Here is a 23,327-nt window from a genome sequence, read left to right as displayed (position 1 = left end):
AGTGCGGTAATAGAGGCAGGGCCCGTACTGTGGTCCTGTCGGTGACCTTGAGCGAAGTCCGTCAGAAGGGGGCGCGCGAAGCCCATGAGCGGTGTCATGAAGCGTATGGGGATGATCTTCCGCGCGAAGGCGAACAAGGCCCTTGACCGGGCCGAGGACCCGCGCGAGACCCTTGACTACTCGTACCAGAAGCAGCTGGAACTGCTGCAGAAGGTGCGCCGCGGCGTCGCCGACGTGGCGACCTCCCGCAAGCGGCTGGAACTCCAGCTGAACCAGCTCCAGGGGCAGTCGGCCAAGCTGGAGGACCAGGGTCGCAAGGCCCTCGCCCTCGGCCGCGAGGACCTGGCCCGCGAGGCCCTGTCCCGCCGGGCCTCGCTCCAGCAGCAGGTCAGCGACCTGGAGGTGCAGCACCAGACCCTTCAGGGCGAGGAGGAGAAACTGACCCTCGCCGCCCAGCGGCTGCAGGCCAAGGTGGACGCCTTCCGCACGAAGAAGGAGACCATCAAGGCCACGTACACCGCGGCCCAGGCGCAGACCCGGATCGCCGAGTCCTTCTCCGGCATCTCGGAGGAGATGAGCGACGTCGGCCTCGCGATCCAGCGGGCCGAGGACAAGACCGCCCAGCTCCAGGCCCGGGCCGGGGCGATCGACGAGCTCCTGGCGTCCGGCGCGCTGGACGACCGGAGCGGACTGGGCTCCAAGGACGACATCCAGGCCGAACTGGACCGCCTCTCCGGCGGCACCGACGTCGAGCTGGAGCTCCAGCGCATGAAGGCCGAGCTGGCGGGCGGCCCGTCGGCCCAGCAGCAGGCGATCGAGGGCAGCGCCCCCGGCGAGGGCCGGCCGTCGCAGACCAAGCACCGGTTCGACAAGCAGTAGGACGGGGCCCGTCATGATTGTCCGCATCATGGGGGAAGGTCAGGTGGAGATGGCCGACAGCCACTTCACCGAGCTCAACAAGCTGGACGACGAACTGCTCGCCGAGATGGAGCGCGGCGACGAGGAGGGCTTCCGGCGCACGCTGGGCGCCCTGCTCGAAGCCGTCCGGCGCCTCGGCGCGCCGCTCCCCGACGACGCGCTGGAGCCCTCCGAGCTGATCCTGCCCGGCCCCGGAGCCACGCTGGACGAGGTCAAGGACATGCTGAGCGACGACGGCCTGATCCCGGGCTGACCGCGCACGCGGCCGGTCCTGGCCGTCGGCCGACCGGGACACCGACGTACGAAGGGCCCGCCCCCTGCCCGAGGGGGCGGGCCCTTCGCGTACGGCCGTACGGTCCCGGTCACCGAGGCCCCTCCGGTTTCTCCAGGGCCGCCCGCTCCGGGTCCGGCGTCCCGCCGATGAAGTTCTCGAAGCGGCGGCGCGGGTGCGCCCACCGCCGGTCGTGGTGGAAGGCGCGCAGCCCGGCCTTGGCCCGGGCGCGCGGGCGGTTCACGTAGAACCTCTTGGCGTACGGGGAACCGGGCCGGGCCAGTCGTACCGCGCCGATCAGCGCCACGAAGGGCACCACCAGGCCGAAGATCGCGGTGCGGGCCTTGCCCTTCCACAGGGCGATCAGGGTGAGGAAGAAGTTCGTGGCGGTGTTCATGACCACCAGCCCGCGGTTCTGCCGCTCGTCCGCGGTCAGTTCGTTGACCCCGAACGGCAGGAAGCCGCCCAGCACCAGCGCCACCAGCGCCGCCGTGACCACCACGATCTCCACGCTCTTGCGGCCCTGCTCGCTCCAGTACACGTCGTCGAGGTGCAGGATCAGCGCGAACTCGTCCAGCACCAGGCCGGCGCCGAGCCCGAAGAGCACCGCCGACAGGGCCGCCCCGAAGCCGTGCCGGCCGCTGCCGACCGCACCGAACCCGCCGATGATCACGAGGATCACGCCCGGCACCACGTGGTGGACGTGGACACCGCCCGGGGTGATGTTCTTGAAGGGGCCCCGGCCCGCGCGGATCAGCCGCGTGATCACCCGGGTGACGAGGAACGAGGTCACGAAGGACAGCAGGGCGAGGAGCAGCGGGAGCTTCCCCGGTTCGACGATGTTGCGGTACCACCAGTGACCCATCGCACCAGCTCTCTGTGTGGCGGCTCCCGATTTGGCACGTAATACGCAATTTACCGCCCGGCGCGAGCGGGTAGCGTTCCCGCCGATGAAAGATTCGTTCGACGATCCGCCCCCCGTCCCGCCCGGCGAGCGCGCCTCCCTGCCCGACGGGCTCCGCTTCGCCTTCGGCACGCTGACCGTGCTGCCCGCGCGCATCACCCGCTGGGACCGTCCGGCCGCCCGGACCGGCATGGCCTGCGCCCCCGTCGTCGGGCTCGCCGTCGGACTGCTCGCCGCCGTGCCCGGCGTCCTGCTGCTGCTCCTCGGCGGCGGCCCGCTGCTCGCCGCCGCGGTGACCGTCGCCGTACCGGCCGCGCTGACCCGGGGCCTGCACCTCGACGGCCTGGCCGACACCGCCGACGGACTCGGCAGCGCCAAACCCGCCGACGCCGCCCTGCGGATCATGAAGCAGTCCGACATCGGCCCCTTCGGGGTCATCGCCCTGCTGATCGTCCTCCTCGTGCAGACGGCCGCCCTCGCCGACGTGTACGCCGACAGCTGGGTCCGGGGCGCGCTCGCCGGCGTGGCCGCCGCCGTCGCCGCCCGGCTCGCCATGACCCTCGCCTCCCGCGAAGGGGTCCCCGCCGCCCGACCCGAGGGACTCGGCGCGGCCGTCGCGGGCGTCGTCCCGAGCCGCACGGCCCTGGCCGTGACCGGCCTGGTCACGGCCGCCGCCGCACTGGCCGCCCTCCCGCTGGGGGGCCTGCCCACGGCCCTCCAGTACGCCGTCTCGGTCCTGGCGGCCCTGGCCGCCGCCGAGCTGCTGCTGCGCCGCTGCGTGCGCCGCTTCGGCGGCGTCACCGGCGACGTCTTCGGGGCCGTCTGCGAGGTCGCCGCCACCACCGCCCTCGTCCTCCTCGCCCTCGGCTGACCCCGGCCCCGCACCCGTCCCACCGGTCACGGAGCGGGGCCGTGTACGTTCGGGGCGTGGACCAGAGCGCGGAGCAGACCCAGGACGGCGGCCCCATCAGGGTGCTGCTCGCCGACGACCAGGCGCTGCTGCGCAGCGCGTTCAAGGTGCTCGTCGACTCCGAGCCCGACATGCTCGTCGTCGGCGAGGCCTCCGACGGCGCCCAGGCGTACGCCCTCGCCCGCGAACGGCGCGCCGACGTCGTCCTCATGGACATCCGGATGCCCGGCACCGACGGCCTCGCCGCCACCCGCATGATCAGCGCAGACCCCGACCTCGCCGGGGTCCGCGTCGTCATGCTGACCACCTTCGAGGTCGACGAGTACGTCGCCGCCGCCCTGCGCGCCGGCGCCTCCGGCTTCCTCGGCAAGGGCGCCGAGCCCGACGAGCTGCTCAACGCCATCCGTGTCGCCGCCGCCGGCGAGGCCCTGCTGTCCCCGGCCGCGACCAGGGGGCTGATCGCGAGCTTCCTCGCCCAGGGCGGCCACGCCGAGGCCCCCACCACCGGCTCCGCGCACGCCGAACGGCTCGCCACCCTGACCGGTCGTGAGCGGGAGGTCCTCGTCCACGTCGCCGCGGGCCTGTCCAACGACGGCATCGCCGCCCGCCTGGAGGTCAGCCCGCTGACCGTCAAGACCCACGTCAACCGGGCCATGGCCAAGCTCGGCGCCCGGGACCGGGCCCAACTGGTGGTCGTGGCGTACGAATCGGGCCTGGTGCGGCCCCGCTCCGACTGATCCGCGGGGTGATCCACCGGGCCGCGCAGTAGAACGGACTACTGCGGGTGCGGTATGCCGCACATAAGGACGGGACCTGGGGGCGACGCAGCCGCGCCCGCGCGTGCGAAAGTCTTGGACTGCCTCGCGTGTGCCCGACGGCATGCCCTCGTATACGTCACTGCAGAGAGATCCCACCCATGTCCTGGCTGTCCCGATTCAGCCTTGCCCAGAGAGCGTTGGTCGGCCTGGTGTCGATCGTCGCGCTCGTCTTCGGCGCCATAGCCATCCCTCAGCTCAAGCAGCAGCTGCTGCCCTCCATCGAACTGCCCATGGTGTCCGTGCTCGCGCCGTACCAGGGCGCCTCGCCGGACGTCGTCGAGAAGCAGGTCGTCGAGCCGATCGAGGCCACCCTCAAGGGCGTCGACGGCATCACCGGCATCACCTCCACCGCGAGCGAGGGCAACGCCCTCATCCGGGCCACCTTCGACTACGGCGACAGCGGCACCAAGCAGCTCGTCGCCGACGTCCAGCAGGCCGTCAACCGGGCCCGCGTGCGGCTGCCCGCCGAGGTGGACCCGCAGGTGGTGGCCGGATCCACCGACGACATCCCGACCGTGATCCTCGCCGTCACCTCCGACAAGGACCAGCAGGCGCTCGCCGACCAGCTGGAGCGCTCCGTCGTCCCCGTCCTGGAGGACATCGACGGCGTCGGTCAGGTCAGCATCGACGGGGTCCGGGACCTCCAGGTCACCGTCACCCCCGACAACGCCAAGCTCGCGGCCGCCGGCCTCGACGGCGCCTCCCTCGCCAAGGGCCTCCAGGCGGGCGGCGCGGCCGTCCCCGCCGGTTCCTTCGACGAGGAGGGCAAGAACCGCACCGTCCGCGTCGGCGCCGGCTACACCTCGCTCGCCCAGGTCGAGGACCTGCGGCTGAGCCCCGGCACCGGGAAGCCGGCCGTCCGCCTCGGTGACGTCGCCGCCGTGAAGCAGGAGCCGGCCGCGGCCGATTCCATCACCCGCACCAACGGCAAGCCCAGCCTCGCGGTCGTCATGACGATGGACAAGGACGGCAGCGCCGTCGCCATCTCGGACGCCGTCAAGGACAAGCTGCCCGAGCTGCGTTCCACCCTCGGCTCCGGCGCCGACCTGACCGTGGTCAGCGACCAGGGCCCGGCCGTCGCCAAGTCCATCTCCAGCCTCACCACCGAGGGCCTGCTCGGCCTGGTCTTCGCGGTGATCGTGATCCTGGTCTTCCTGGCGTCGCTGCGTTCCACCCTGGTCACCGCGGTCTCCATCCCGCTGTCGGTGGTCCTCGCGCTCATCGTGCTGTGGACCCGCGACCTGTCGCTGAACATGCTCACGCTCGGCGCGCTCACCATCGCCATCGGCCGGGTCGTCGACGACTCGATCGTGGTCCTGGAGAACATCAAGCGCCACCTCGGCTACGGCGAGGAGCGCGAGGCGGCGATCCTCACCGCGGTCAAGGAGGTGGCCGGCGCGGTCACCTCCTCCACCCTCACCACCGTCGCCGTCTTCCTGCCGATCGGCCTGACCGGCGGCATGATCGGCGAACTCTTCGGATCGTTCTCCCTCACCGTCACCGCGGCCCTGCTGGCCTCGTTGCTCGTGTCGCTGACGGTCGTTCCGGTCCTGTCGTACTGGTTCCTGAGCGCGCCGAAGGGCGTGGTCGCCGGGGACGCCGAGAGCGCCGCCAAGGCCCGCCGCGAAGCCGAGGAGAAGGAGGCGAACAGCCGCCTCCAGCGCTTCTACGTACGGGTCCTGGGCTTCGCCACCCGCCGCCGGCTGACCAGTGTGTCCCTCGCGGTGGTCGTCCTGATCGGCACGTTCGGGATGACCCCGCTGCTGAAGACCAACTTCTTCGACCAGGGGGAGCAGGACGTCCTGACGGTCAAGCAGGAACTGGCCCCCGGCACCTCGCTGTCCGCCGCGGACGAGTCCAGCCGCAAGATCGAGAAGCTGCTCGGTTCGGTGGACGGCGTCAAGAGCTACCAGGTCACCGTGGGCTCCTCCGGCTTCATGGCCGCCTTCGGCGGCGGCACGGGCTCCAACCAGGCCTCGTACCAGGTGACGCTGAAGGACTCCGGCGACGCGGAGGCCGTCAAGAAGCGCATCGAGGGCGGCCTGGCGAAGCTCGACGGCATCGGCAGCACCCGCATCGCCGCCGGCGACGGCTTCGGCAGCCAGAACCTCAGCGTGGTCGTCAAGGCCGGCGACGCCGCCACCCTGGCGAAGGCCGCCGAGCAGGTCCGCACCGAGGTCGCGGCCCTCAAGGACGTCGCCGACGTCCAGAGCGACCTGGCCCAGTCGGTTCCCCGCATCTCCGTCACCGCCACGCCCAAGGCCGCCGACGCGGGTCTGGACCAGGCGATGCTCGGCGCGGTCGTCGCGCAGGCCGTCCGGGGCAACCCGGCGGGCAAGGCCGTACTGGACGACACCGAGCGGGACATCGTCATCCGCTCCGCCCGCCCGGCCACCACCCTGGCCGAGCTCCAGGCCCTCCAGGTCGGTCCGGTCAAGCTCGGCGACATCGCCGAGGTCAAGGTCGTGCCCGGCCCGGTCGCGATGACCCGGATCGACGGCGCCCGCGCCGCCACCATCACCGCCCGGCCCGTCGGCGAGAACACCGGCGCCGTCAGCTCCACCCTCCAGACGAAGATCAAGGCGCTGGACCTGCCGGCCGGGGCCTCGGCCTCCATCGGCGGCGTCTCCGAGGACCAGGACGAGGCCTTCGGTTCGCTCGGCCTGGCCATGCTCGCGGCCATCGCGATCGTCTTCATGCTGCTGGTCGCGACGTTCCGCTCGCTGGTCCAGCCGCTGATCCTGCTCGTCTCGATCCCCTTCGCGGCCACCGGAGCGCTCGGCCTGCTGATCCTCACCGGCACCCCCATGGGCGTCCCGGCGATGATCGGCATGCTGATGCTCATCGGCATCGTGGTGACCAACGCGATCGTCCTGATCGACCTGGTCAACCAGTACCGCGCACAGGGCCTCGGCGTCGTCGAGGCGGTCGTCGAGGGCGGCCGTCACCGGCTCCGCCCGATCCTGATGACCGCCCTGGCGACGATCTTCGCGCTGCTCCCGATGGCGCTCGGCGTCACCGGCGAGGGCGGGTTCATCTCGCAGCCGCTCGCGGTGGTGGTCATCGGCGGTCTGGTCAGCTCCACCCTGCTGACGCTGCTGCTGGTGCCGACCCTCTACACGATGGTCGAGCTCCGCAAGGAGCGTCGCCGGGCGAAGAAGGCGGCCCGCCGGGCGCCCGTCCCGGCGCCGACCGACAGCCAGGACCCGGTCAAGGTCTGACCCGAGCGCCCCGTCCCACCCGTCCCGGCCCGGAGGCCCGCGTCACGGACCTCCGGGCCGGGTCCCGGGCCCTGCGGCGGCACACGCCGCACCGCGCCGCTCGTACGCGAAAGGGGCGCCCCCGAGGGGGGCGCCCCTTTCGCATGCCGTCGGCGGCCGGGCCGCTACGGCAGGGACAGCATCCGCTCCAGGGCGAGCTTGGCGAAGCTCTCCGTCTCCTTGTCGACCTGGATCCGGTTGACGAGGTTGCCCTCGGCCAGGGACTCCAGGGTCCACACCAGGTGGGGGAGGTCGATGCGGTTCATCGTCGAGCAGAAGCAGACCGTCTTGTCGAGGAAGACGACCTCCTTGTCCTGCGCAGCGAAACGATTCGCCAGGCGACGGACCAGGTTCAGCTCGGTACCGATGGCCCACTTCGAGCCGGCCGGGGCCGCTTCCAGCGCCTTGATGATGTACTCGGTCGACCCGACGTAGTCCGCCGCCGCCACGACCTCGTGCTTGCACTCGGGGTGCACCAGGACGTTCACACCGGGGATGCGGGCGCGCACGTCGTTGACCGAGTCCACCGAGAACCGGCCGTGGACCGAGCAGTGACCGCGCCACAGGATCATCTTGGCGTCGCGCAGCTGCTGGACGGTCAGGCCGCCGTTCGGCTTGTGCGGGTTGTAGAGCACGCAGTCGTCGAGGGACATGCCCATGTCGCGGACGGCGGTGTTGCGGCCGAGGTGCTGGTCCGGCAGGAAGAGGATCTTCTCACCCTGCTCGAACGCCCAGTCCAGGGCCTTCTTCGCGTTGGACGACGTGCAGATCGTGCCGCCGTGCTTGCCGGTGAACGCCTTGATGTCGGCGGAGGAGTTCATGTACGAGACGGGGACGGTGACATCGGCGATGCCCGCGTCCGTCAGGACGTCCCAGCACTCCGCGACCTGCTCGGCGGTGGCCATGTCGGCCATCGAACAGCCCGCCGCGAGGTCCGGCAGGACGACCTTCTGGTCGTCGGAGGTCAGGATGTCGGCCGACTCGGCCATGAAGTGGACGCCGCAGAAGACGATGTACTCGGCCTCCGGCTTGGCGGCGGCGTCCTTGGCCAGCTTGAAGGAGTCGCCGGTGACATCGGCGAACTCGATGACCTCGTCACGCTGGTAGTGGTGGCCGAGGATGAACACCTTGTCCCCGAGCTTCTCCTTGGCCGCGCGGGCGCGCGCCACGAGGTTCGGGTCCGACGGCGAGGGCAGGTCGCCGGGGCACTCCACCCCGCGCTCGCTCTTGGGGTCGGCCTCGCGGCCGAGCAGCAGCAGGGCAAGGGGCGTCGGCTGGACGTCCAAGGGCTGGGCGGTGGTCACGACACGCACCCTTTCTGTTCTGCGACTGGGAACTTCGTTGCGACTTCTCGTCTATTTGACGTTATCTATCATAACCGCTTCACGTCACTTTGACGATGCCGATAGTGTCGATGTGACGCATTCGCCCGCCCGGGCCGCTCCGCCGACGGTCCCGTTCACCGGGTCCGCCCACCCGCCCGCGTGGGTGTGCGAGCATGAATGTCGGAAACAAGAAGCAGGACCCGGAATGAATCCGCGGTCCCGCTGGTTGCCACCGACGGCAAGAGTCCGACGTTTCCCCAGCCTCCGGCGGGGAGCCGCCCACTTCGGGAGTGAATGCAGATGTCCGTACAGGACGACAAGACCACTGTGAGCGACGGCATCCTCCTGTCCGACGCCGCCGCCGAGAAGGTCAGGACCCTGCTGGAGCAGGAAGGCCGCGAGGACCTGGCGCTGCGCGTCGCCGTCCAGCCCGGCGGTTGCTCCGGCCTGCGCTACCAGCTCTTCTTCGACGAGCGCTCCCTCGACGGTGACGTCGTCAAGGACTTCGACGGGGTCAAGGTCGTCACCGACCGGATGAGCTCCCCGTACCTGCACGGCGCCTCGATCGACTTCGTCGACACCATCGAGAAGCAGGGCTTCACCATCGACAACCCGAACGCCACGGGCTCCTGCGCCTGCGGCGACTCGTTCAGCTAGTCCGGCCGCGCCGGCCCCGCCGGTACAGCCGACGAGGGCCCGGGACCCGGTCGATTCGACCGGGGCCCGGGCCCTCGTGTGTTTTCCGGAGCCGTTACTGGCGGGGGAGCGGCTTGCCCGTCGTCGCGTCGACCACCTTGCGGTCGCCGAGCGGCTGCTTGAGCGTCACCGTCGCGGACATCTCCTGCGCGATCATGATGCAGGCGCCGCCCGGCTTGTTCGGGGTGTCGGTGATCTTCACCAGGACCGAGGGGCCCTCCTCGCGCGCCTCCACGGCGTAGGTGCTGCACGCCCCGCCCCAGAAGTTCACGGTCAGCTTCCGGTCGGCCTCGGCGTACGAGAACCCGGGCACGGTACGTCCCTGCGGGGGCACCGGAGTCCCGCCGCCCTCGGCGGCCGCCGGCTCGACCACGGTGTGGCCCGCTCCGCCGGACTTGCCGGCCACCTCGAACAGCCAGGCCGGCACCAGGCCCCGGCCGCCGTCGACCGTCCCCGGCGCCAGGCCGAGCACGGCTCCCCGCACGGATTCCGTCCGCGGCGGCTTCATCGGACGCGGCTCCGGGTTGCACGGCACGGTGTCCGTGGCCCCCACGGGCGTGTCCGGGGTCAGCGGGACCGAGGTCGCGCAGCCGCTCGGGTCCGGGCTCGTGCCGTCGCCCGTGTTGCGGGCGTTGAGCCGGGCCAGCGCCTCGACGGCGCCGACCACGGGCCGCTCCCCGGACCGGACCGGGGCCTTCAGCTCACCACTGCCGGCCACCACCCGGGAGTCCGCGCCCACGCTCACCTTGCTGGACCAGCCCTGGGTCGCCAGCCCGCCCACCACCGGGTCGGCGCTCACCACCCGGACCGCCCCCTGGACGAGCCGGGCGTCCACCTTGGCGTCGCCCTGGCCCGCGGCCGCGAGCACCGGCGCCGCGGCGGCCCTGGCCGCCTCCTCCGACACCGGCTTGCCCGCTTCGCCGCCCGGTGCGACGGGGGAGTCCTTCCCGCCCTGCGGCAGGGTCGCCGGACCGCAGGTGTCCTTGCCCCGTACGCAGTCGTCGCCCGCGCCGTTGCCGGAGCCGTCACCCGTGCCCGGGACGCCCTGGAAGCGGGAGAAGCTCCAGGTGCCGGGGGCCTGACGGGTCACCGTGAGCCGGGGGCCCGAGCCGTCGGCGCTCCCGCCCACCTGCCAGACGTCACCGCCGAGCCGGGGCGCGCCCTCGATGCCCAGGGCCTTCGCGAGCCGGGCCACCTCGTCGGAGGTGACCTCGCCGGACGCCGCGAAGGCCGGCGCCGACCCCGGCGCCTCCGGCAGCGGCACGTCCGCCGTGTAGGTCACCCCGGAGCCGGCGGGGTCCGGCTCCCCGGGGGCGATGCCGGGTCCCGTGGGAGTCCCCGCCGCCTCGCGCGGCGCGGAGGCCGCGCTGTCACCCGTTCGGCTGCCACCCGTACCGCCGCCGTGGGCCGTCGAGGCCCAGTAGGCCGTGCCGCCGCCGGCCAGCAGGACGGCGGCCGCGATCGAGCCGATGGCCCAGGACGGCCGCCGTCGTGTGGGGCTTGATGTGTCGGGTTGTTCGCTGGTCACCGATTCGCTCCTTCGCCAGTCCCGCGGTACGTGATGCGGGTGTGACGTGGCCGCGGCGAAACCGGTTCCCCCGGGATCTTCCCGGGGGCGGACTCAGTCCCCGTACGCCGCCGTGGAGGCGATCAGCCGGGCCGAGTCCGGCGGAACGCTGACGCCGTGGATCTGCGAGGGCGCCACCCGGACCGGCCGGGGCCCCTCCGGGACCGTCCAGTGCGGAGCCATCCGGGCGCAGTCGCCCAGCAGCCGTGCGAAGCCGGGCCGCGCGTCGGCGGCGTACTCGACGTGCCCGAAGCCATCGGTGTAGGTCATGGGGGCACGTTAAGCACGCCACGACGAGTGAAGGAAGTCCTACTACGGGGTAGTTTCTGCCGGTCGGCCGCAGGGCCGCGACCGGGTAGTTTTGACTGTCCCCTTGCCGTCCTCCGCAGGAGCGTCCACGCCGTGCGCATCGCAGTCACCGGCTCCATCGCCACCGACCACCTCATGACCTTCCCGGGCCGTTTCGCGGACCAGCTGGTCGCCGACCAGCTCCACACGGTCTCCCTCTCCTTCCTCGTCGACAACCTCGACGTCCGGAGAGGCGGAGTCGGCCCGAACATCTGCTTCGGCATGGGTCAGCTCGGCACCCGCCCGATCCTCGTCGGCGCGGCCGGCTCGGACTTCGACGAGTACCGCGCCTGGCTGGAACGGCACGGCGTCGACACCGACTCCGTGCGCATCTCCGAGGTGCTGCACACCGCCCGCTTCGTCTGCACCACCGACGCGGACCACAACCAGATCGGCTCCTTCTACACCGGCGCCATGAGCGAGGCCCGGCAGATCGAGCTGAAGTCCGTCGCCGACCGGGTGGGCGGCCTCGACCTCGTCCTCATCGGCGCCGACGACCCCGAGGCGATGCTCCGCCACACGGAGGAGTGCCGCACCCGCGGGATCCCCTTCGCCGCGGACTTCTCGCAGCAGATCGCCCGCATGGACGGCGAGAACATCCGCACCCTGATGGAGGGGGCGACGTACCTCTTCTCGAACGAGTACGAGAAGGGCCTCATCGAGTCGAAGTCCGGCTGGACCGACGAGGAGATCCTCGCCAAGGTCGGCACCCGCGTCACCACCCTCGGCGCGCAGGGCGTGCGCATCGAGCGGGTCGGCGAGGAGCCGATCGTCGTCGGCTGCGCGGAGGAGACGGCGAAGGTCGACCCGACCGGCGTCGGCGACGCGTTCCGCGCGGGCTTCCTGACCGGGCTCGGCTGGGGCGTCGGCCTGGAGCGGGCCGCGCAGGTCGGCTGCATGCTCGCCACCCTCGTCATCGAGACGCTCGGCACCCAGGAGTACACCCTGGCCCGGGCGCACTTCATGGAGCGCTTCACCAAGGCGTACGGCGACGCCGCGGCCTCCGAGGTCCGCGCCCACCTCGCGTCCTGACGCGGGCGCACCACCCGGTGACGGCCCCGGTCCGCCTCCCACGGCGGGCCGGGGCCGTCCCGTTCGGCTCAGACCAGACGGCGCACCGTGTACGCCACTCCCGCCGGCCGGTCCGCCTCACCCAGGTACGCGTGGCCCCGCATCACGCACCAGGCGGGGATGTCCAGGCGCGCGACCTCGTCGTCGGACAGGACGGTCACCGTCCCCCCGACCTGGACGGTGCCGATCGCCCGGGCCAGCTCGATCACGGGCTGCGGGCACCGCAGCCCGAGGGCGTCCACCTCCAGGGACTCCGCGACGGGCGCCGGCGACGGCGCTTCCAAGACGCCGAGCTTCTCCCGCACGCCCGCCACCGCGCCCGGCAACACGTCCAGGAAGCCGTTGACCTGATCGGCGGTGGTGCCCGGCGGCAGGGACACCCGCACGTTCCCCTCCGACAGCACCCCCATCGCCCGCAGCACGTGACTGGGGGTCAGCGTGGAGCTCGTGCAGGAGGAGCCGGACGACACCGAGAAGCCGGCCCGGTCCAGCTCGTGCAGCAGGGTCTCGCCGTCGACGTACAGACAGGAGAAGGTGACCAGGTGCGGGAGCCGGCGCTCGGCGTCGCCCACCACCTCCACGTCCGGGACCAGTCGGGCCACCCGCCGCCGGATCCGGTCCACCAGGATCCGCAGCCGGGCCCCCTCCGCCTCGGCCTCCGCCCGTACGGCCCGCAGCGAGGCCGCCGCCGCGACGATCGCGGGCAGGTTCGCGAAGCCGGGGGAGCGGCCCGACTCCCTTTCGTCGGCGGGGCCTTGGGGGGAGAAGCGGGCCCCCTTGCGGACGGCCAACAAGCCCACCCCGGGCGGCCCGCCCCACTTGTGCGCGCTCGCCGCGAGCAGGGACCACGCCCCCTCGACCGGCCCCCAGCCCAGCGACTGCGCCGCGTCCACCAGCAGCGGCACCCCGGCCGCCGCGCAGGCCTCGGCCGTCCGCGCCACCGGCTGGACGGTGCCGACCTCGTGGTTGGCCGACTGGAGACAGGCCAGCGCGGTGCCCGGGGTCAGCGCGGCGGCGTAGGCATCGGGGCCGACCGCGCCCAGCCGGTCCACCGCAACCTCCGTCACGGTGCCCCCGGCCGCGGCGTGCGCGTCCGCCGCGTGCAGTACAGAACTGTGTTCGACCGCCGATACGACCAGATGGTTTCCGACCCGCCGCCGCCCCGCGAGGGCCCCCGCGACGCCGGTGTGAACCGCGTGCGTCCCCGAAGGAGTGAACACGAGCTCGTCGGGGCGGCAGCCCACGGCCTCGGCCGCCGCCTCGCGCGCCGCGTCCAGCAACAGCCGCGCGCGCCGACCCTCCCGGTACAGCCGGGCCGGGTCCGCCCAGCCCTCGTCCAGGGCGGCCTGCAGGGCCTGTCGGGCCACGGGGTGCAATGGGGCGGCGGACGCGGTGTCGAAGTACGGCATCGGGCCACGCTAACCCCCACCCCGCGACGGCCCGGGTCAGGGGCCGTCAGATGTCTTCCGGAGCGCGCCATTCAGGGCCGGATGGCCCGTCCCCCGTACGGCGGATCCACCCCTTCGGGGTCAGTAACGGCGCGTTGGGCACCCTCCCCGCGCGACCCCAAATAGCGTCCAGTAGGGTTTGGTCCGCATAAACATCCAAACCCCTGCCTGCGTCAGGGCCGGCGACCGACCCGAACACGGCCGCGGCCGGCCGCGCGGGCCGAGACTCTCGGGAAGGCGCTACGTGAGTCCCTACGGCTCCGACCGCTCGCCGCGGCGCCCGATGCGGCGGAAGCTGCTGCAGGCGCTGACTGCGGGCGTGGTCCTGGCGACCGCCACTGGTTGCTCGTACACCTGGAAAGACTTCCCCCGCCTCGGAATGCCCACCCCGGTCACGGAGGAGGCGCCTCGCATCCTCTCCCTGTGGCAGGGATCCTGGGCGGCCGCTCTCATCACGGGCATCCTGGTGTGGGGCCTGATCATGTGGAGCGTCATCTTCCACCGGCGTAGCCGGACGAAGATCGAGGTCCCCGCGCAGACCCGGTACAACATGCCCATCGAGGCGCTGTACACCGTGGTCCCGCTCATCATCGTCTCGGTGCTCTTCTACTTCACCGCGCGTGACGAGTCGAAGCTGCTCTCCCTCTCCGCCAAGCCGGCGCACACGATCAACGTGGTCGGCTTCCAGTGGAGCTGGGGCTTCAACTACATCGAGAACGTCGACGGCGACGCGGCCACCCCCCGTTCGAGGGAGCTGCCGAAGCAGTCGGGCGCGGCCGAGAACGCCGCGCCGAGGACGACGACGGTCCCCAAGGAGCTCGACTCCATCCCGGACCGTTTCACCAAGGACTTCCCGGCGGGCGCCGAAGGCGTCTACCAGAAGGGCGTCCCCAGCGACCGGAACCCGCAGACCGGGAACCCGGGGCCGACCCTCTACCTGCCCAAGGGTGAGAAGGTCCGCTTCATCCTGTCGTCGAACGACGTCATCCACTCGTTCTGGGTGGTGCCCTTCCTGTTCAAGCAGGACGTCATCCCCGGTCACACCAACGTCTTCGAGGTGACTCCGTCGCAGGAGGGCACCTTCATGGGCAAGTGTGCCGAGCTGTGCGGTGTCGACCACTCCCGGATGCTCTTCAACGTCAAGGTCGTCTCCCCCGAGAAGTACCGGGAGCACCTGAAGGAGCTCGCCGAGAAGGGTCAGACCGGCTTCCTGCCGGCCGGCATCAAGCAGACCGACCCGGCCCGGAATGCGGAGATCAACAAACTGTGAGCATCCTCAACGAATCTCAGGGTGCCGCCGCAGCCGACTCGTACGAGAACGAGCTGCCGGTACGGCGCAAGCAGCCGGGCAATGTCGTCGTGAAGTGGCTCACCACCACCGACCACAAGACCATCGGCACGATGTACCTGGTCACGTCGTTCGTGTTCTTCATCATCGGCGGGATCATGGCGCTCTTCATGCGCGCCGAGCTGGCCCGACCGGGCACGCAGATCATGTCGAACGAGCAGTTCAACCAGGCGTTCACCATGCATGGCACGATCATGCTGCTGATGTTCGCCACCCCGCTCTTCGCGGGTTTCGCCAACTGGATCATGCCGCTGCAGATCGGCGCGCCCGACGTGGCGTTCCCGCGGCTGAACATGTTCGCGTACTGGCTGTACCTCTTCGGCTCGACCATCGCGGTGGCCGGCTTCGTCACCCCCTCGGGTGCCGCCGACTTCGGTTGGTTCGCCTACTCCCCGCTGTCGGACGCGGTCCGCTCGCCGGGCATCGGCGCCGACATGTGGATCATGGGTCTGGCCTTCTCCGGCTTCGGCACGATCCTCGGTTCGGTCAACTTCATCACCACGATCATCTGCATGCGCGCCCCCGGCATGACGATGTTCCGCATGCCGATCTTCACCTGGAACGTGCTGCTGACCGGTGTCCTGGTCCTGCTCGCCTTCCCGGTGCTGGCCGCCGCGCTCTTCGCGCTGGAGGCCGACCGTAAATTCGGTGCGCACGTATTCGACGCGGCCAATGGCGGCGCATTGTTGTGGCAACACCTCTTCTGGTTCTTCGGGCACCCAGAGGTGTACATCATCGCGCTGCCATTCTTCGGAATCATTTCCGAGGTCATTCCGGTCTTCTCGCGCAAGCCGATGTTCGGTTACATCGGTCTGATCGCCGCGACGATCGCGATCGCCGGCCTTTCGGTGACCGTGTGGGCGCACCACATGTACGTGACCGGCGGTGTGCTGCTGCCGTTCTTCTCCTTCATGACGTTCCTCATCGCGGTACCGACCGGTGTGAAGTTCTTCAACTGGATCGGCACGATGTGGAAGGGCTCCTTGTCCTTCGAGACACCGATGCTCTGGGCCGTCGGCTTCCTGATCACCTTCACCTTCGGTGGTCTGACCGGCGTCATCCTGGCCTCGCCCCCGATGGACTTCCACGTCTCCGACTCGTACTTCGTCGTCGCGCACTTCCACTACGTCATCTTCGGCACCGTGGTCTTCGCGATGTTCTCCGGATTCCACTTCTGGTGGCCGAAGTTCACGGGCAAGATGCTGGACGAGCGCCTCGGCAAGATCACCTTCTGGACGCTGTTCATCGGCTTCCACGGCACCTTCCTGGTGCAGCACTGGCTGGGCGCCGAGGGCATGGCGCGCCGTTACGCGGACTACCTGGACGCCGACGGATTCACCGCGCTGAACACGATCTCCACGATCAGCTCGTTCCTGCTCGGCCTGTCGATGCTGCCCTTCATGTACAACGTCTGGAAGACGGCGAAGTACGGGAAGAAGGTCGAGGTCGACGACCCGTGGGGCTACGGCCGTTCGCTGGAGTGGGCGACCTCCTGCCCGCCGCCGCGGCACAACTTCCTCACCCTGCCGCGGATCCGTTCCGAATCCCCGGCGTTCGACCTGCACCACCCGGAGATCGCGGCCCTCGACCACCTCGAGGACCACGGCGCCGGCACCAAGGCCGTCAGCGGTGGCAAGGAGGCCGGCAAGTGAAGATCCAGGGCAAGATGTTCCTCTGGCTCTCCTTCTTCATCCTGATCATGGCCGTCGTGTACGGCGTGTGGTCGAAGGAGCCCGTCGGCACCACCGCGCTCTTCCTGGCCTTCGGCCTGAGCGTCATGATCGGCTACTACCTGGCCTTCACGGCCAAGCGCGTGGACGAGATGGCCCAGGACAACCTGGAGGCCGACGTCGCCGACGAGGCGGGCGAGCTGGGGTTCTTCGCCCCGCACAGCTGGCAGCCGCTCTCGCTGGCCATCGGTGGCGCCTTCGCGTTCATGGGTGTCATCTTCGGCTGGTGGCTCATGTACTTCTCGGCCCCGATCATCCTGATCGGCCTGTGGGGCTGGGTGTACGAGTACTACCGCGGTGAGAACCAGAACCAGTAGGACCCGGCCGGACCGGCGGGACCTCGCGGCGATCGCCGCACACCTGGGGCCCGGACACCTCTTCGGAGGGGTCCGGGCCCCTCGTTTGCAGTCATCCCGCGCGCCGTAATTGTCATATCTTCATAGCGTTGGCTCCATGAAGCACTCACCGCGTCTTTGGACGGTACTCAGCTGCTCCCTGCTGGTCGCGTCCCTCGGGGCCGGAGCCACCGCATGCGGGTCCGGCGAGAAGAACCCGCTGTCAGTCCGCCCGTACGACGCGGGCGAGCACGTCGCCTTCAACCTGGCCCCCGGCGGCCGCCCCGCCGACCCCGACAAGCCCCTCGAAGTCACCGTCAAGGGCAACGAGTCCCGGATCACCGACGTGACCGTCGTGGACACCCACGGACGGCGCCTCGCGGGTGAACTCTCCGCCAAGGGCGACCGCTGGCACAGCACCGGCCCGATGGCCGCGGGCGTCCACTACGCGGTCACCGTGACCACGGAGAACGAGCGCGGGGCACAGGGGCAGCGCACGCTGGCGTTCGACACCACCCCGGCCGACGGCGTCCTCAAGGTCGAATTCGGCCCGGACGAGGGCAAGTACGGCGTCGGACAGCCCATCACCGCCGAACTCAACGAACCCGTCAAGGACAAGGCCGCCCGGGCCGTCGTGGAACGGGCCCTGGTCGTCGACGCGGCGGACGGAGTCGAGGGCGCCTGGCACTGGATCGACGACAAGAACCTCCACTACCGGCCCAAGGACTACTGGCCGGCCAACACCAGCGTCACCGTACGGAGCAACCTGGAAGGCGTCCGGGTCTCCGACGAACTCCACGGCGCCGCCTCGAAGCCGCTCAAGATCGACTTCGGCGACCGGGTGGAGGTCACCACCGACGCCTCCTCGCACTACATGACGTTCCGCCGGAACGGAGAAGTGGTCACGACCCTTCCGGTGACCACCGGCAAGCCCGGCTTCTCCACCCGCAACGGCATCAAGGTGGTGCTCGGCAAGCAGTACTACGTCCAGATGCGCGGCGACACCGTCGGGATCGGCGGCAGCGAGTACTACAACCTGCCCGTCTACTGGGCGACCCGAGTCACCTGGAGTGGTGAATACGTGCACGCCGCGCCGTGGTCCGTCTCCTCGCACGGCGTCGCCAACGTCAGCCACGGATGCACCGGCATGAGCACCGGCAACGCCGCCTGGTTCTACGAGAACATCACCGAGGGCGACATCGTCAAGGTGATCAACAGCATCGGCGACGACATGGACATCTTCGGCAACGGCTTCGGCGACTGGAACATGGACTGGAAGGACTGGAGGGAGGGCAGTGCCCTCCTCAAGGGCACCCAGGAAGGCCGCAGTCCCATCGACCAGGCCCGCCTGCGCCCGACCGTCTAGGAAACCGACCACAAGCCCCACGAGCGCCCCTGAGGGGCTCGTGGGGCTTGTGTGTCAGTTCTAGGCGTCCAGGGACAGCCGGGGCCGCAGGAGGCCCGCCAGGACCTCCGGGAAGTCCACCGGATCCACCGGAAGGGTGACAGCGGCGTCCGCACGGCTCCACGTGGCCAGCCAGGCGTCCTGCGGACGCCCCATCAGCAACAGCACCGGGGGACACCGGAAGATCTCGTCCTTGATCTGCCGGCACACGCCCATGCCCCCGGCCGGAACCGCCTCGCCGTCCAACACGCAGACGTCGATGCCGCCCTCGTCCAGTGCGGTCAGGACCGCCGGAAGCGTCGCGCACTCCAGGAACTCCACCGGCGGCAGGTCCGCCGCCGGCCTGCGACCGGCCGCGAGCCGCACCTGCTCCCGGGTGCCCGCGTCGTCGCTGTAGACCAGAACCCGCGCAGTCGCCCGCATTTCGTTCCTCCACGTGTCCGTGAATCACGCTGATGATGCGCGGGATGCTACTCCGTCCGACCCGCTGTCAACATCGGTTCGCACAGCCCCGCCCGAGACACCGGAAGGACGATCTGATGGGCCGTTCGGGCCTTGCACACCCCCCTGACACTCCGAACGGCACCCCCCGGGGTGAGGGCGGGATAAGCGACCGACATAATGTCGGTCGTGGCGACAGCAACGACAGTAGATACCGGGCACGCGCACCCGACGGTCAACCGGCCGAACCTCGTCAGCGTCGGAACCATCATCTGGTTGAGTTCCGAGCTGATGTTCTTCGCGGCCCTCTTCGCGATGTACTTCACCCTGCGATCCGTGACGGGTGCCGAGTACTGGACAGAGCAGGCTTCGGCCTTGAATCTGCCCTTCTCGGCAACGAACACGACGATCCTGGTGCTCTCCTCGCTCACCTGCCAGCTCGGCGTATTCGCCGCCGAGCGCGGTGACGTGAAGAAGCTCCGATCGTGGTTCATCATCACGTTCGTCATGGGTGCGATCTTCATTGGCGGGCAGGTGTTCGAGTACACCGAGCTGGTCAAGCACGAGGGGATGTCCCTCTCGTCCGGACCGTACGGCTCGGTCTTCTACCTGACCACCGGCTTCCACGGTCTGCACGTGACGGGCGGTCTCATCGCCTTCCTGCTGGTCCTCGGCCGGACGTACGCGGCCAAGAGGTTCACCCACGAACAGGCCACGTCGGCCATCGTCGTGTCCTACTACTGGCACTTCGTCGATGTCGTCTGGATCGGCCTCTTCGCCACGATCTACCTGATCAAGTAGCGAACACGTCGCCGGGCCCGGCTCGGCACTCCATCCAGAAACACCGACGCAGAAGATCCTGACACCGGGGTAATCCGTGAAAAAGCTCTCCGCACGACGACGCCATCCGCTGGCGGCGGTCGTCGTTCTACTCTTCGCGCTGGCGGTCACTGGGGGGCTGTACGCCGCCTTCGCGCCCGCGGGCAAGGCGCAGGCCGACGAAACCGCCCAGTCCCTCGCCATCGAGGAGGGCCAGAAGCTCTACGCCGTGGGCTGCGCAAGCTGCCACGGTACCGGCGGTCAGGGTTCCTCTGACGGCCCCAGCCTGGTAGGCGTCGGCTCCGCTGCCGTCGACTTCCAGGTGAGCACGGGCCGCATGCCCGCCCAGCAGCCCGGCGCCCAGGTGCCGAAGAAGCCGAACATCTACTCGCAGGCCCAGATCGACCAGCTCGCGGCGTACATCGCTTCGCTCGGCGCCGGCCCGATCACGCCGTCCGAGAAGCAGTACGACCCGGCCGGGGCCAACATCGCCAAGGGTGGTGAGCTGTTCCGCAACAACTGCGCGCAGTGCCACAACTTCACCGGCGAGGGCGGCGCCCTGACGAACGGCAAGTACGCCCCGAACCTCGAGGACGTCTCGCCGAAGCACATCTACGAGGCCATGCTCACCGGCCCGCAGAACATGCCCTCCTTCCCGGACAGCACCATGCCGGAGCAGGGAAAGAAGGACATCATCGCGTACCTCCAGAACGTCAACGGCGAGAAGTCGACCAGCCCCGGTGGTCTCAAGCTCGGCGGCCTCGGCCCCGTCTCCGAGGGTCTGTTCGGCTGGATCTTCGGTCTGGGTGCGCTGATCGCTGTCGCCGTCTGGGTCGCGGCCCACACCGCTAAGGCCAAGAAGTCATGAGTAGCCAAGACATTCCCGAAGAGAAGCACCTGCCGAGCGAGCAGGGCGACGCACACCACGGTGGCGTGGCGGTCGCGGACGACCCGTTCGCCGACCCGGGCCTTCCGGTCCACAAGCCCCGTATCCAGGACATCGACGAGCGGGCGGCGAAGCGCTCCGAGCGCACCGTCGCGATGCTGTTCACGTTGTCGATGCTGGCCACGGTCGCCTTCATCGCCTCGTACGTGATCTTCCCGGTCGACAAGATCGTCTACATCTTCCCCATCGGGAAGGTGAGCGCGCTGAACTTCGCGCTCGGTCTCACCCTGGGCACGGCCCTCTTCTGCATCGGCGCGGGCGCGGTCCACTGGGCCCGCACCCTGATGTCCGACGTGGAGGTCGCCGCCGAGCGCCACGAGATCGCCGCTCCGCCGGAGGTCAAGGCGCAGGTCCTGCAGGACTTCGCCGACGGCGCGAACGAGTCCGGCATCGGCCGCCGGCCCCTGATCCGCAACACCCTGCTCGGCGCGCTGGCCCTGGTGCCGCTCTCCGGCGTGATGCTGCTGCGCGACCTGGGCCCGCTGCCCGAGGACAAGCTCCGCAAGACGATCTGGGCCAAGGGCAAGCTGCTCATCAACCAGAACACGATGGAGCCGCTGCGTCCCGAGGACATCCTGGTCGGCTCGCTGACCTTCGCCAAGCCCGAGGGCCTGGAGGAGGACGCGCACGACTACATGTCCCAGATCGCCAAGGCAGCCCTGATGATCGTCCGTATCCAGCCGGACGACATCAAGGACAAGAAGGAACTGGAGTGGTCCCACGACGGCATCGTGGCCTTCTCCAAGATCTGCACCCACGTCGGCTGCCCGATCAGCCTGTACGAGCAGCAGACGCACCACGTGCTCTGCCCGTGCCACCAGTCCACTTTCGACCTCTCCGACGGCGCCCGTGTCATCTTCGGCCCGGCCGGTCACGCGCTTCCGCAGCTGCGGATCGGCGTGAATGACGAGGGCTTCCTCGAAGCGCACGGCGACTTCGAAGAGCCCGTCGGTCCTGCATTCTGGGAGCGCGGATGAGCACTGCCACAGACAACAAGACGGGGCGCAAAGCGCCTGCCGGCGAGCGCGTAGCGGACTGGGCGGACGGCCGCCTGGGCATCTACGGCCTCGCCAAGGCCAACATGCGCAAGATCTTCCCGGACCACTGGTCCTTCATGCTGGGTGAGATCTGCCTCTACAGCTTCATCATCATCATCCTCACGGGTGTGTACCTGACGCTGTTCTTCCACCCGAGCATGAACGAGGTCGTGTACCACGGCTCGTACGTGCCGATGCAGGGTGTCCGGATGTCCGAGGCGTTCGCCTCGACCCTGGACATCAGCTTCGACGTCCGCGGCGGTCTGCTCATCCGGCAGATCCACCACTGGGCGGCACTGATCTTCGTCGCGGCGATGATGGTGCACATGATGCGCGTCTTCTTCACCGGCGCGTTCCGCAAGCCGCGCGAGATCAACTGGATCTTCGGCTTCCTGCTGCTGGTCCTCGGCATGTTCACCGGTTTCACCGGTTACTCGCTGCCGGACGACCTGCTCTCGGGCACCGGTGTCCGCTTCATGCAGGGCGCGATCCTGTCCGTGCCGGTCGTCGGCACGTACCTGTCGATGTTCCTGTTCGGCGGGGAGTTCCCCGGCCACGACTTCGTGGCCCGGTTCTACTCCATCCACATCCTGCTGCTGCCCGGCATCATGATGGGCCTGCTGGTCGCCCACCTGATCCTGGTCTTCTACCACAAGCACACCCAGTTCGCGGGCCCCGGCAAGACGAACAACAACGTCGTCGGCATGCCGCTGCTGCCGGTCTACATGGCGAAGGCAGGAGGCTTCTTCTTCCTGGTCTTCGGCATCATCGCGGCCATCGCGGGCATCGCCTCGATCAACCCCATCTGGGCGCTCGGTCCGTACGTCCCGGACCACGTGTCCACGGGCGCGCAGCCCGACTGGTACATGGGCTTCTCCGAGGGCCTCATCCGTGCGATGCCCGGCTGGGAGATCAACCTCTGGGGTCACACGCTCGTCCTGGGCGTGTTCGTCCCGCTGGTGATCTTCCCGCTGGTGCTGGCGACGATCGCGGTGTACCCGTTCGTCGAGTCCTGGGTCACCGGCGACAAGCGCGAGCACCACATCCTGGACCGCCCGCGCAACGTCCCGACCCGTACTGCCTTCGGTGTGGCCTGGCTGACCTGGTACGTCATCCTGCTGATCGCCGGTGGAAACGACATGTTCGCGCAGTACTTCCACCTCTCGATCAACTCGATCACCTGGTTCGCCCGGATCGGCTTCTTCGTCGGCCCGGTCATCGCCTTCGTCATCACCAAGCGGATCTGCCTCGGCCTCCAGCGCCGGGACCGGGACAAGGTGCTGCACGGTCGCGAGACCGGCATCATCAAGCGCCTGCCGCACGGTGAGTTCGTCGAGATCCACGAGCCGCTCCCGCAGGGCCAGCTCCACACGCTCACCTCGTACAACACGTACGAGCCGGTCGAGATCGGCCCGACGGTCGACGAGAACGGCGTCGAGCGCAAGGTGAAGGCCACCGAGAAGCTGCGCGCGAAGCTCAGCAAGAGCTACTACGCCGAGGGCGGCCAGATCCCGAAGCCCACGGTGGAGGAGTACAAGGAGATCCAGAGCGGCCACGGCCACCACTGATCCCCCGCACGACCGCTTGAGGGATTGGTTTCGGCCAATCCTGGTGTCGCCACGGCGAGAGCCCCGTCCAGTCTCTGGACGGGGCTCTTTGCCGTCTCCGGGGCTGGATAGGCTGGTCCCCTTCCCATTCGACGTGGCAACCTCACCAGGCAGCAGGAGCGG

21 protein-coding genes are annotated in these 23,327 nt (G+C 69.7%); 15 read left to right on the top strand and 6 right to left on the bottom strand.

Annotation, left to right across the window (positions count from 1 at the left end):
• Nucleotides 1-84: 84 nt before the first annotated feature.
• Entirely contained in the window at nt 85-879 is a 795-nt protein-coding gene (locus ACFY0I_RS26830) for a PspA/IM30 family protein (RefSeq protein ID WP_388900644.1), read from the top strand.
• 13 nt (nt 880-892) lie between these two features.
• Nucleotides 893-1,171, top strand: a complete 279-nt coding sequence (locus ACFY0I_RS26825) for a hypothetical protein (protein WP_388900642.1) — start codon at nt 893-895, stop codon at nt 1,169-1,171.
• A gap of 109 nt (nt 1,172-1,280) precedes the next feature.
• Here the strand turns inward: ACFY0I_RS26825 and ACFY0I_RS26820 are convergent, their stop codons facing one another.
• Nucleotides 1,281-2,054: a hypothetical protein gene (locus ACFY0I_RS26820; RefSeq protein ID WP_388900640.1), complete on the bottom strand. Its 774-nt coding sequence runs from the start codon at nt 2,052-2,054 to the stop codon at nt 1,281-1,283.
• Between the two features lie 85 nt (nt 2,055-2,139).
• On the opposite strand from ACFY0I_RS26820, the gene ACFY0I_RS26815 reads away from it, so the two are divergent.
• The 3 genes from ACFY0I_RS26815 (at nt 2,140) to ACFY0I_RS26805 (ending at nt 7,042) form a co-directional block, all read left to right on the top strand.
• Complete coding sequence (locus ACFY0I_RS26815) at nt 2,140-2,964, top strand: adenosylcobinamide-GDP ribazoletransferase (protein WP_388900639.1); 825 nt, start codon at nt 2,140-2,142, stop codon at nt 2,962-2,964.
• A gap of 56 nt (nt 2,965-3,020) precedes the next feature.
• The gene (locus tag ACFY0I_RS26810; RefSeq protein ID WP_388900637.1) at nt 3,021-3,740 is read left to right on the top strand and encodes a response regulator; all 720 of its coding nucleotides are present in this window, start codon (nt 3,021-3,023) and stop codon (nt 3,738-3,740) included.
• 179 nt (nt 3,741-3,919) lie between these two features.
• Nucleotides 3,920-7,042 (top strand): efflux RND transporter permease subunit, encoded by a 3,123-nt coding sequence (locus ACFY0I_RS26805; RefSeq protein ID WP_388900635.1) that lies wholly within the window; start codon nt 3,920-3,922, stop codon nt 7,040-7,042.
• Between the two features lie 164 nt (nt 7,043-7,206).
• Here the strand turns inward: ACFY0I_RS26805 and nadA are convergent, their stop codons facing one another.
• Entirely contained in the window at nt 7,207-8,394 is a 1,188-nt protein-coding gene (nadA, locus tag ACFY0I_RS26800) for a quinolinate synthase NadA (protein ID WP_388900633.1), read from the bottom strand.
• Nucleotides 8,395-8,706: 312 nt separating this feature from the next.
• On the opposite strand from nadA, the gene erpA reads away from it, so the two are divergent.
• Nucleotides 8,707-9,063, top strand: coding sequence for an iron-sulfur cluster insertion protein ErpA (gene erpA, locus ACFY0I_RS26795; protein WP_008738845.1), 357 nt, complete (start codon nt 8,707-8,709; stop codon nt 9,061-9,063).
• A 94-nt stretch (nt 9,064-9,157) separates the two neighbouring features.
• Here erpA and ACFY0I_RS26790 read toward each other — a convergent pair whose 3' ends face one another.
• Complete coding sequence (locus ACFY0I_RS26790; RefSeq protein WP_388900631.1) at nt 9,158-10,630, bottom strand: hypothetical protein; 1,473 nt, start codon at nt 10,628-10,630, stop codon at nt 9,158-9,160.
• Nucleotides 10,631-10,723: 93 nt separating this feature from the next.
• Nucleotides 10,724-10,939 carry a hypothetical protein gene (locus tag ACFY0I_RS26785; RefSeq protein WP_388900629.1) on the bottom strand — a complete coding sequence of 72 codons (216 nt, stop codon included), beginning with the start codon at nt 10,937-10,939 and terminating at the stop codon, nt 10,724-10,726.
• Between the two features lie 132 nt (nt 10,940-11,071).
• Here ACFY0I_RS26785 and ACFY0I_RS26780 point away from each other — a divergent pair, with 132 nt between their 5' ends.
• Nucleotides 11,072-12,049, top strand: coding sequence for a carbohydrate kinase family protein (locus ACFY0I_RS26780; RefSeq protein ID WP_388900627.1), 978 nt, complete (start codon nt 11,072-11,074; stop codon nt 12,047-12,049).
• Nucleotides 12,050-12,117: 68 nt separating this feature from the next.
• Here ACFY0I_RS26780 and ACFY0I_RS26775 read toward each other — a convergent pair whose 3' ends face one another.
• Nucleotides 12,118-13,497: a cysteine desulfurase/sulfurtransferase TusA family protein gene (locus tag ACFY0I_RS26775; protein WP_388900625.1), complete on the bottom strand. Its 1,380-nt coding sequence runs from the start codon at nt 13,495-13,497 to the stop codon at nt 12,118-12,120.
• A 283-nt stretch (nt 13,498-13,780) separates the two neighbouring features.
• Between ACFY0I_RS26775 and coxB the strand changes: the two genes are divergently transcribed.
• The 4 genes from coxB to ACFY0I_RS26755 all read left to right on the top strand — a co-directional run bounded on the left by coxB (nt 13,781) and on the right by ACFY0I_RS26755 (nt 18,315).
• Nucleotides 13,781-14,806: a cytochrome c oxidase subunit II gene (gene coxB, locus ACFY0I_RS26770; protein WP_388900624.1), complete on the top strand. Its 1,026-nt coding sequence runs from the start codon at nt 13,781-13,783 to the stop codon at nt 14,804-14,806.
• Nucleotides 14,803-16,536 carry a cytochrome c oxidase subunit I gene (gene ctaD / locus ACFY0I_RS26765; protein WP_388900622.1) on the top strand — a complete coding sequence of 578 codons (1,734 nt, stop codon included), beginning with the start codon at nt 14,803-14,805 and terminating at the stop codon, nt 16,534-16,536. The genes coxB and ctaD overlap by 4 nt, the downstream gene beginning before the upstream one ends.
• On the top strand, nt 16,533-16,931 hold the full coding sequence (locus tag ACFY0I_RS26760; RefSeq protein WP_215140600.1) for a cytochrome c oxidase subunit 4: 399 nt from the start codon (nt 16,533-16,535) through the stop codon (nt 16,929-16,931). The genes ctaD and ACFY0I_RS26760 overlap by 4 nt, the downstream gene beginning before the upstream one ends.
• 136 nt (nt 16,932-17,067) lie before the next feature.
• The gene (locus ACFY0I_RS26755) at nt 17,068-18,315 is read left to right on the top strand and encodes an Ig-like domain-containing protein (RefSeq protein ID WP_388900621.1); all 1,248 of its coding nucleotides are present in this window, start codon (nt 17,068-17,070) and stop codon (nt 18,313-18,315) included.
• Between the two features lie 60 nt (nt 18,316-18,375).
• On the opposite strand, the gene ACFY0I_RS26750 is transcribed toward ACFY0I_RS26755, so the two are convergent.
• Nucleotides 18,376-18,777 carry a hypothetical protein gene (locus tag ACFY0I_RS26750; protein ID WP_281204605.1) on the bottom strand — a complete coding sequence of 134 codons (402 nt, stop codon included), beginning with the start codon at nt 18,775-18,777 and terminating at the stop codon, nt 18,376-18,378.
• 198 nt (nt 18,778-18,975) lie between these two features.
• Here ACFY0I_RS26750 and ACFY0I_RS26745 point away from each other — a divergent pair, with 198 nt between their 5' ends.
• The 4 genes from ACFY0I_RS26745 to ACFY0I_RS26730 all read left to right on the top strand — a co-directional run bounded on the left by ACFY0I_RS26745 (nt 18,976) and on the right by ACFY0I_RS26730 (nt 23,165).
• Nucleotides 18,976-19,596: a heme-copper oxidase subunit III gene (locus ACFY0I_RS26745; RefSeq protein ID WP_281204606.1), complete on the top strand. Its 621-nt coding sequence runs from the start codon at nt 18,976-18,978 to the stop codon at nt 19,594-19,596.
• Nucleotides 19,597-19,672: 76 nt separating this feature from the next.
• A complete protein-coding gene (locus ACFY0I_RS26740) occupies nt 19,673-20,482 on the top strand; it encodes a c-type cytochrome (RefSeq protein ID WP_388900619.1) in 810 nt (269 codons plus the stop codon).
• The gene (locus ACFY0I_RS26735) at nt 20,479-21,537 is read left to right on the top strand and encodes a Rieske 2Fe-2S domain-containing protein (RefSeq protein WP_388900617.1); all 1,059 of its coding nucleotides are present in this window, start codon (nt 20,479-20,481) and stop codon (nt 21,535-21,537) included. The genes ACFY0I_RS26740 and ACFY0I_RS26735 overlap by 4 nt, the downstream gene beginning before the upstream one ends.
• Nucleotides 21,534-23,165, top strand: coding sequence for a cytochrome bc complex cytochrome b subunit (locus ACFY0I_RS26730; protein ID WP_388900615.1), 1,632 nt, complete (start codon nt 21,534-21,536; stop codon nt 23,163-23,165). Before ACFY0I_RS26735 ends, ACFY0I_RS26730 begins: the two co-directional genes overlap by 4 nt.
• Nucleotides 23,166-23,327: the final 162 nt, after the last annotated feature.

The sequence above is a fragment of the Streptomyces sp. NPDC001568 genome (assembly GCF_042893755.1).
In the GTDB taxonomy this organism is placed as follows: Bacteria; Actinomycetota; Actinomycetes; order Streptomycetales; family Streptomycetaceae; genus Streptomyces.
This window is presented reverse-complemented; position numbering and strand designations above follow the sequence as displayed.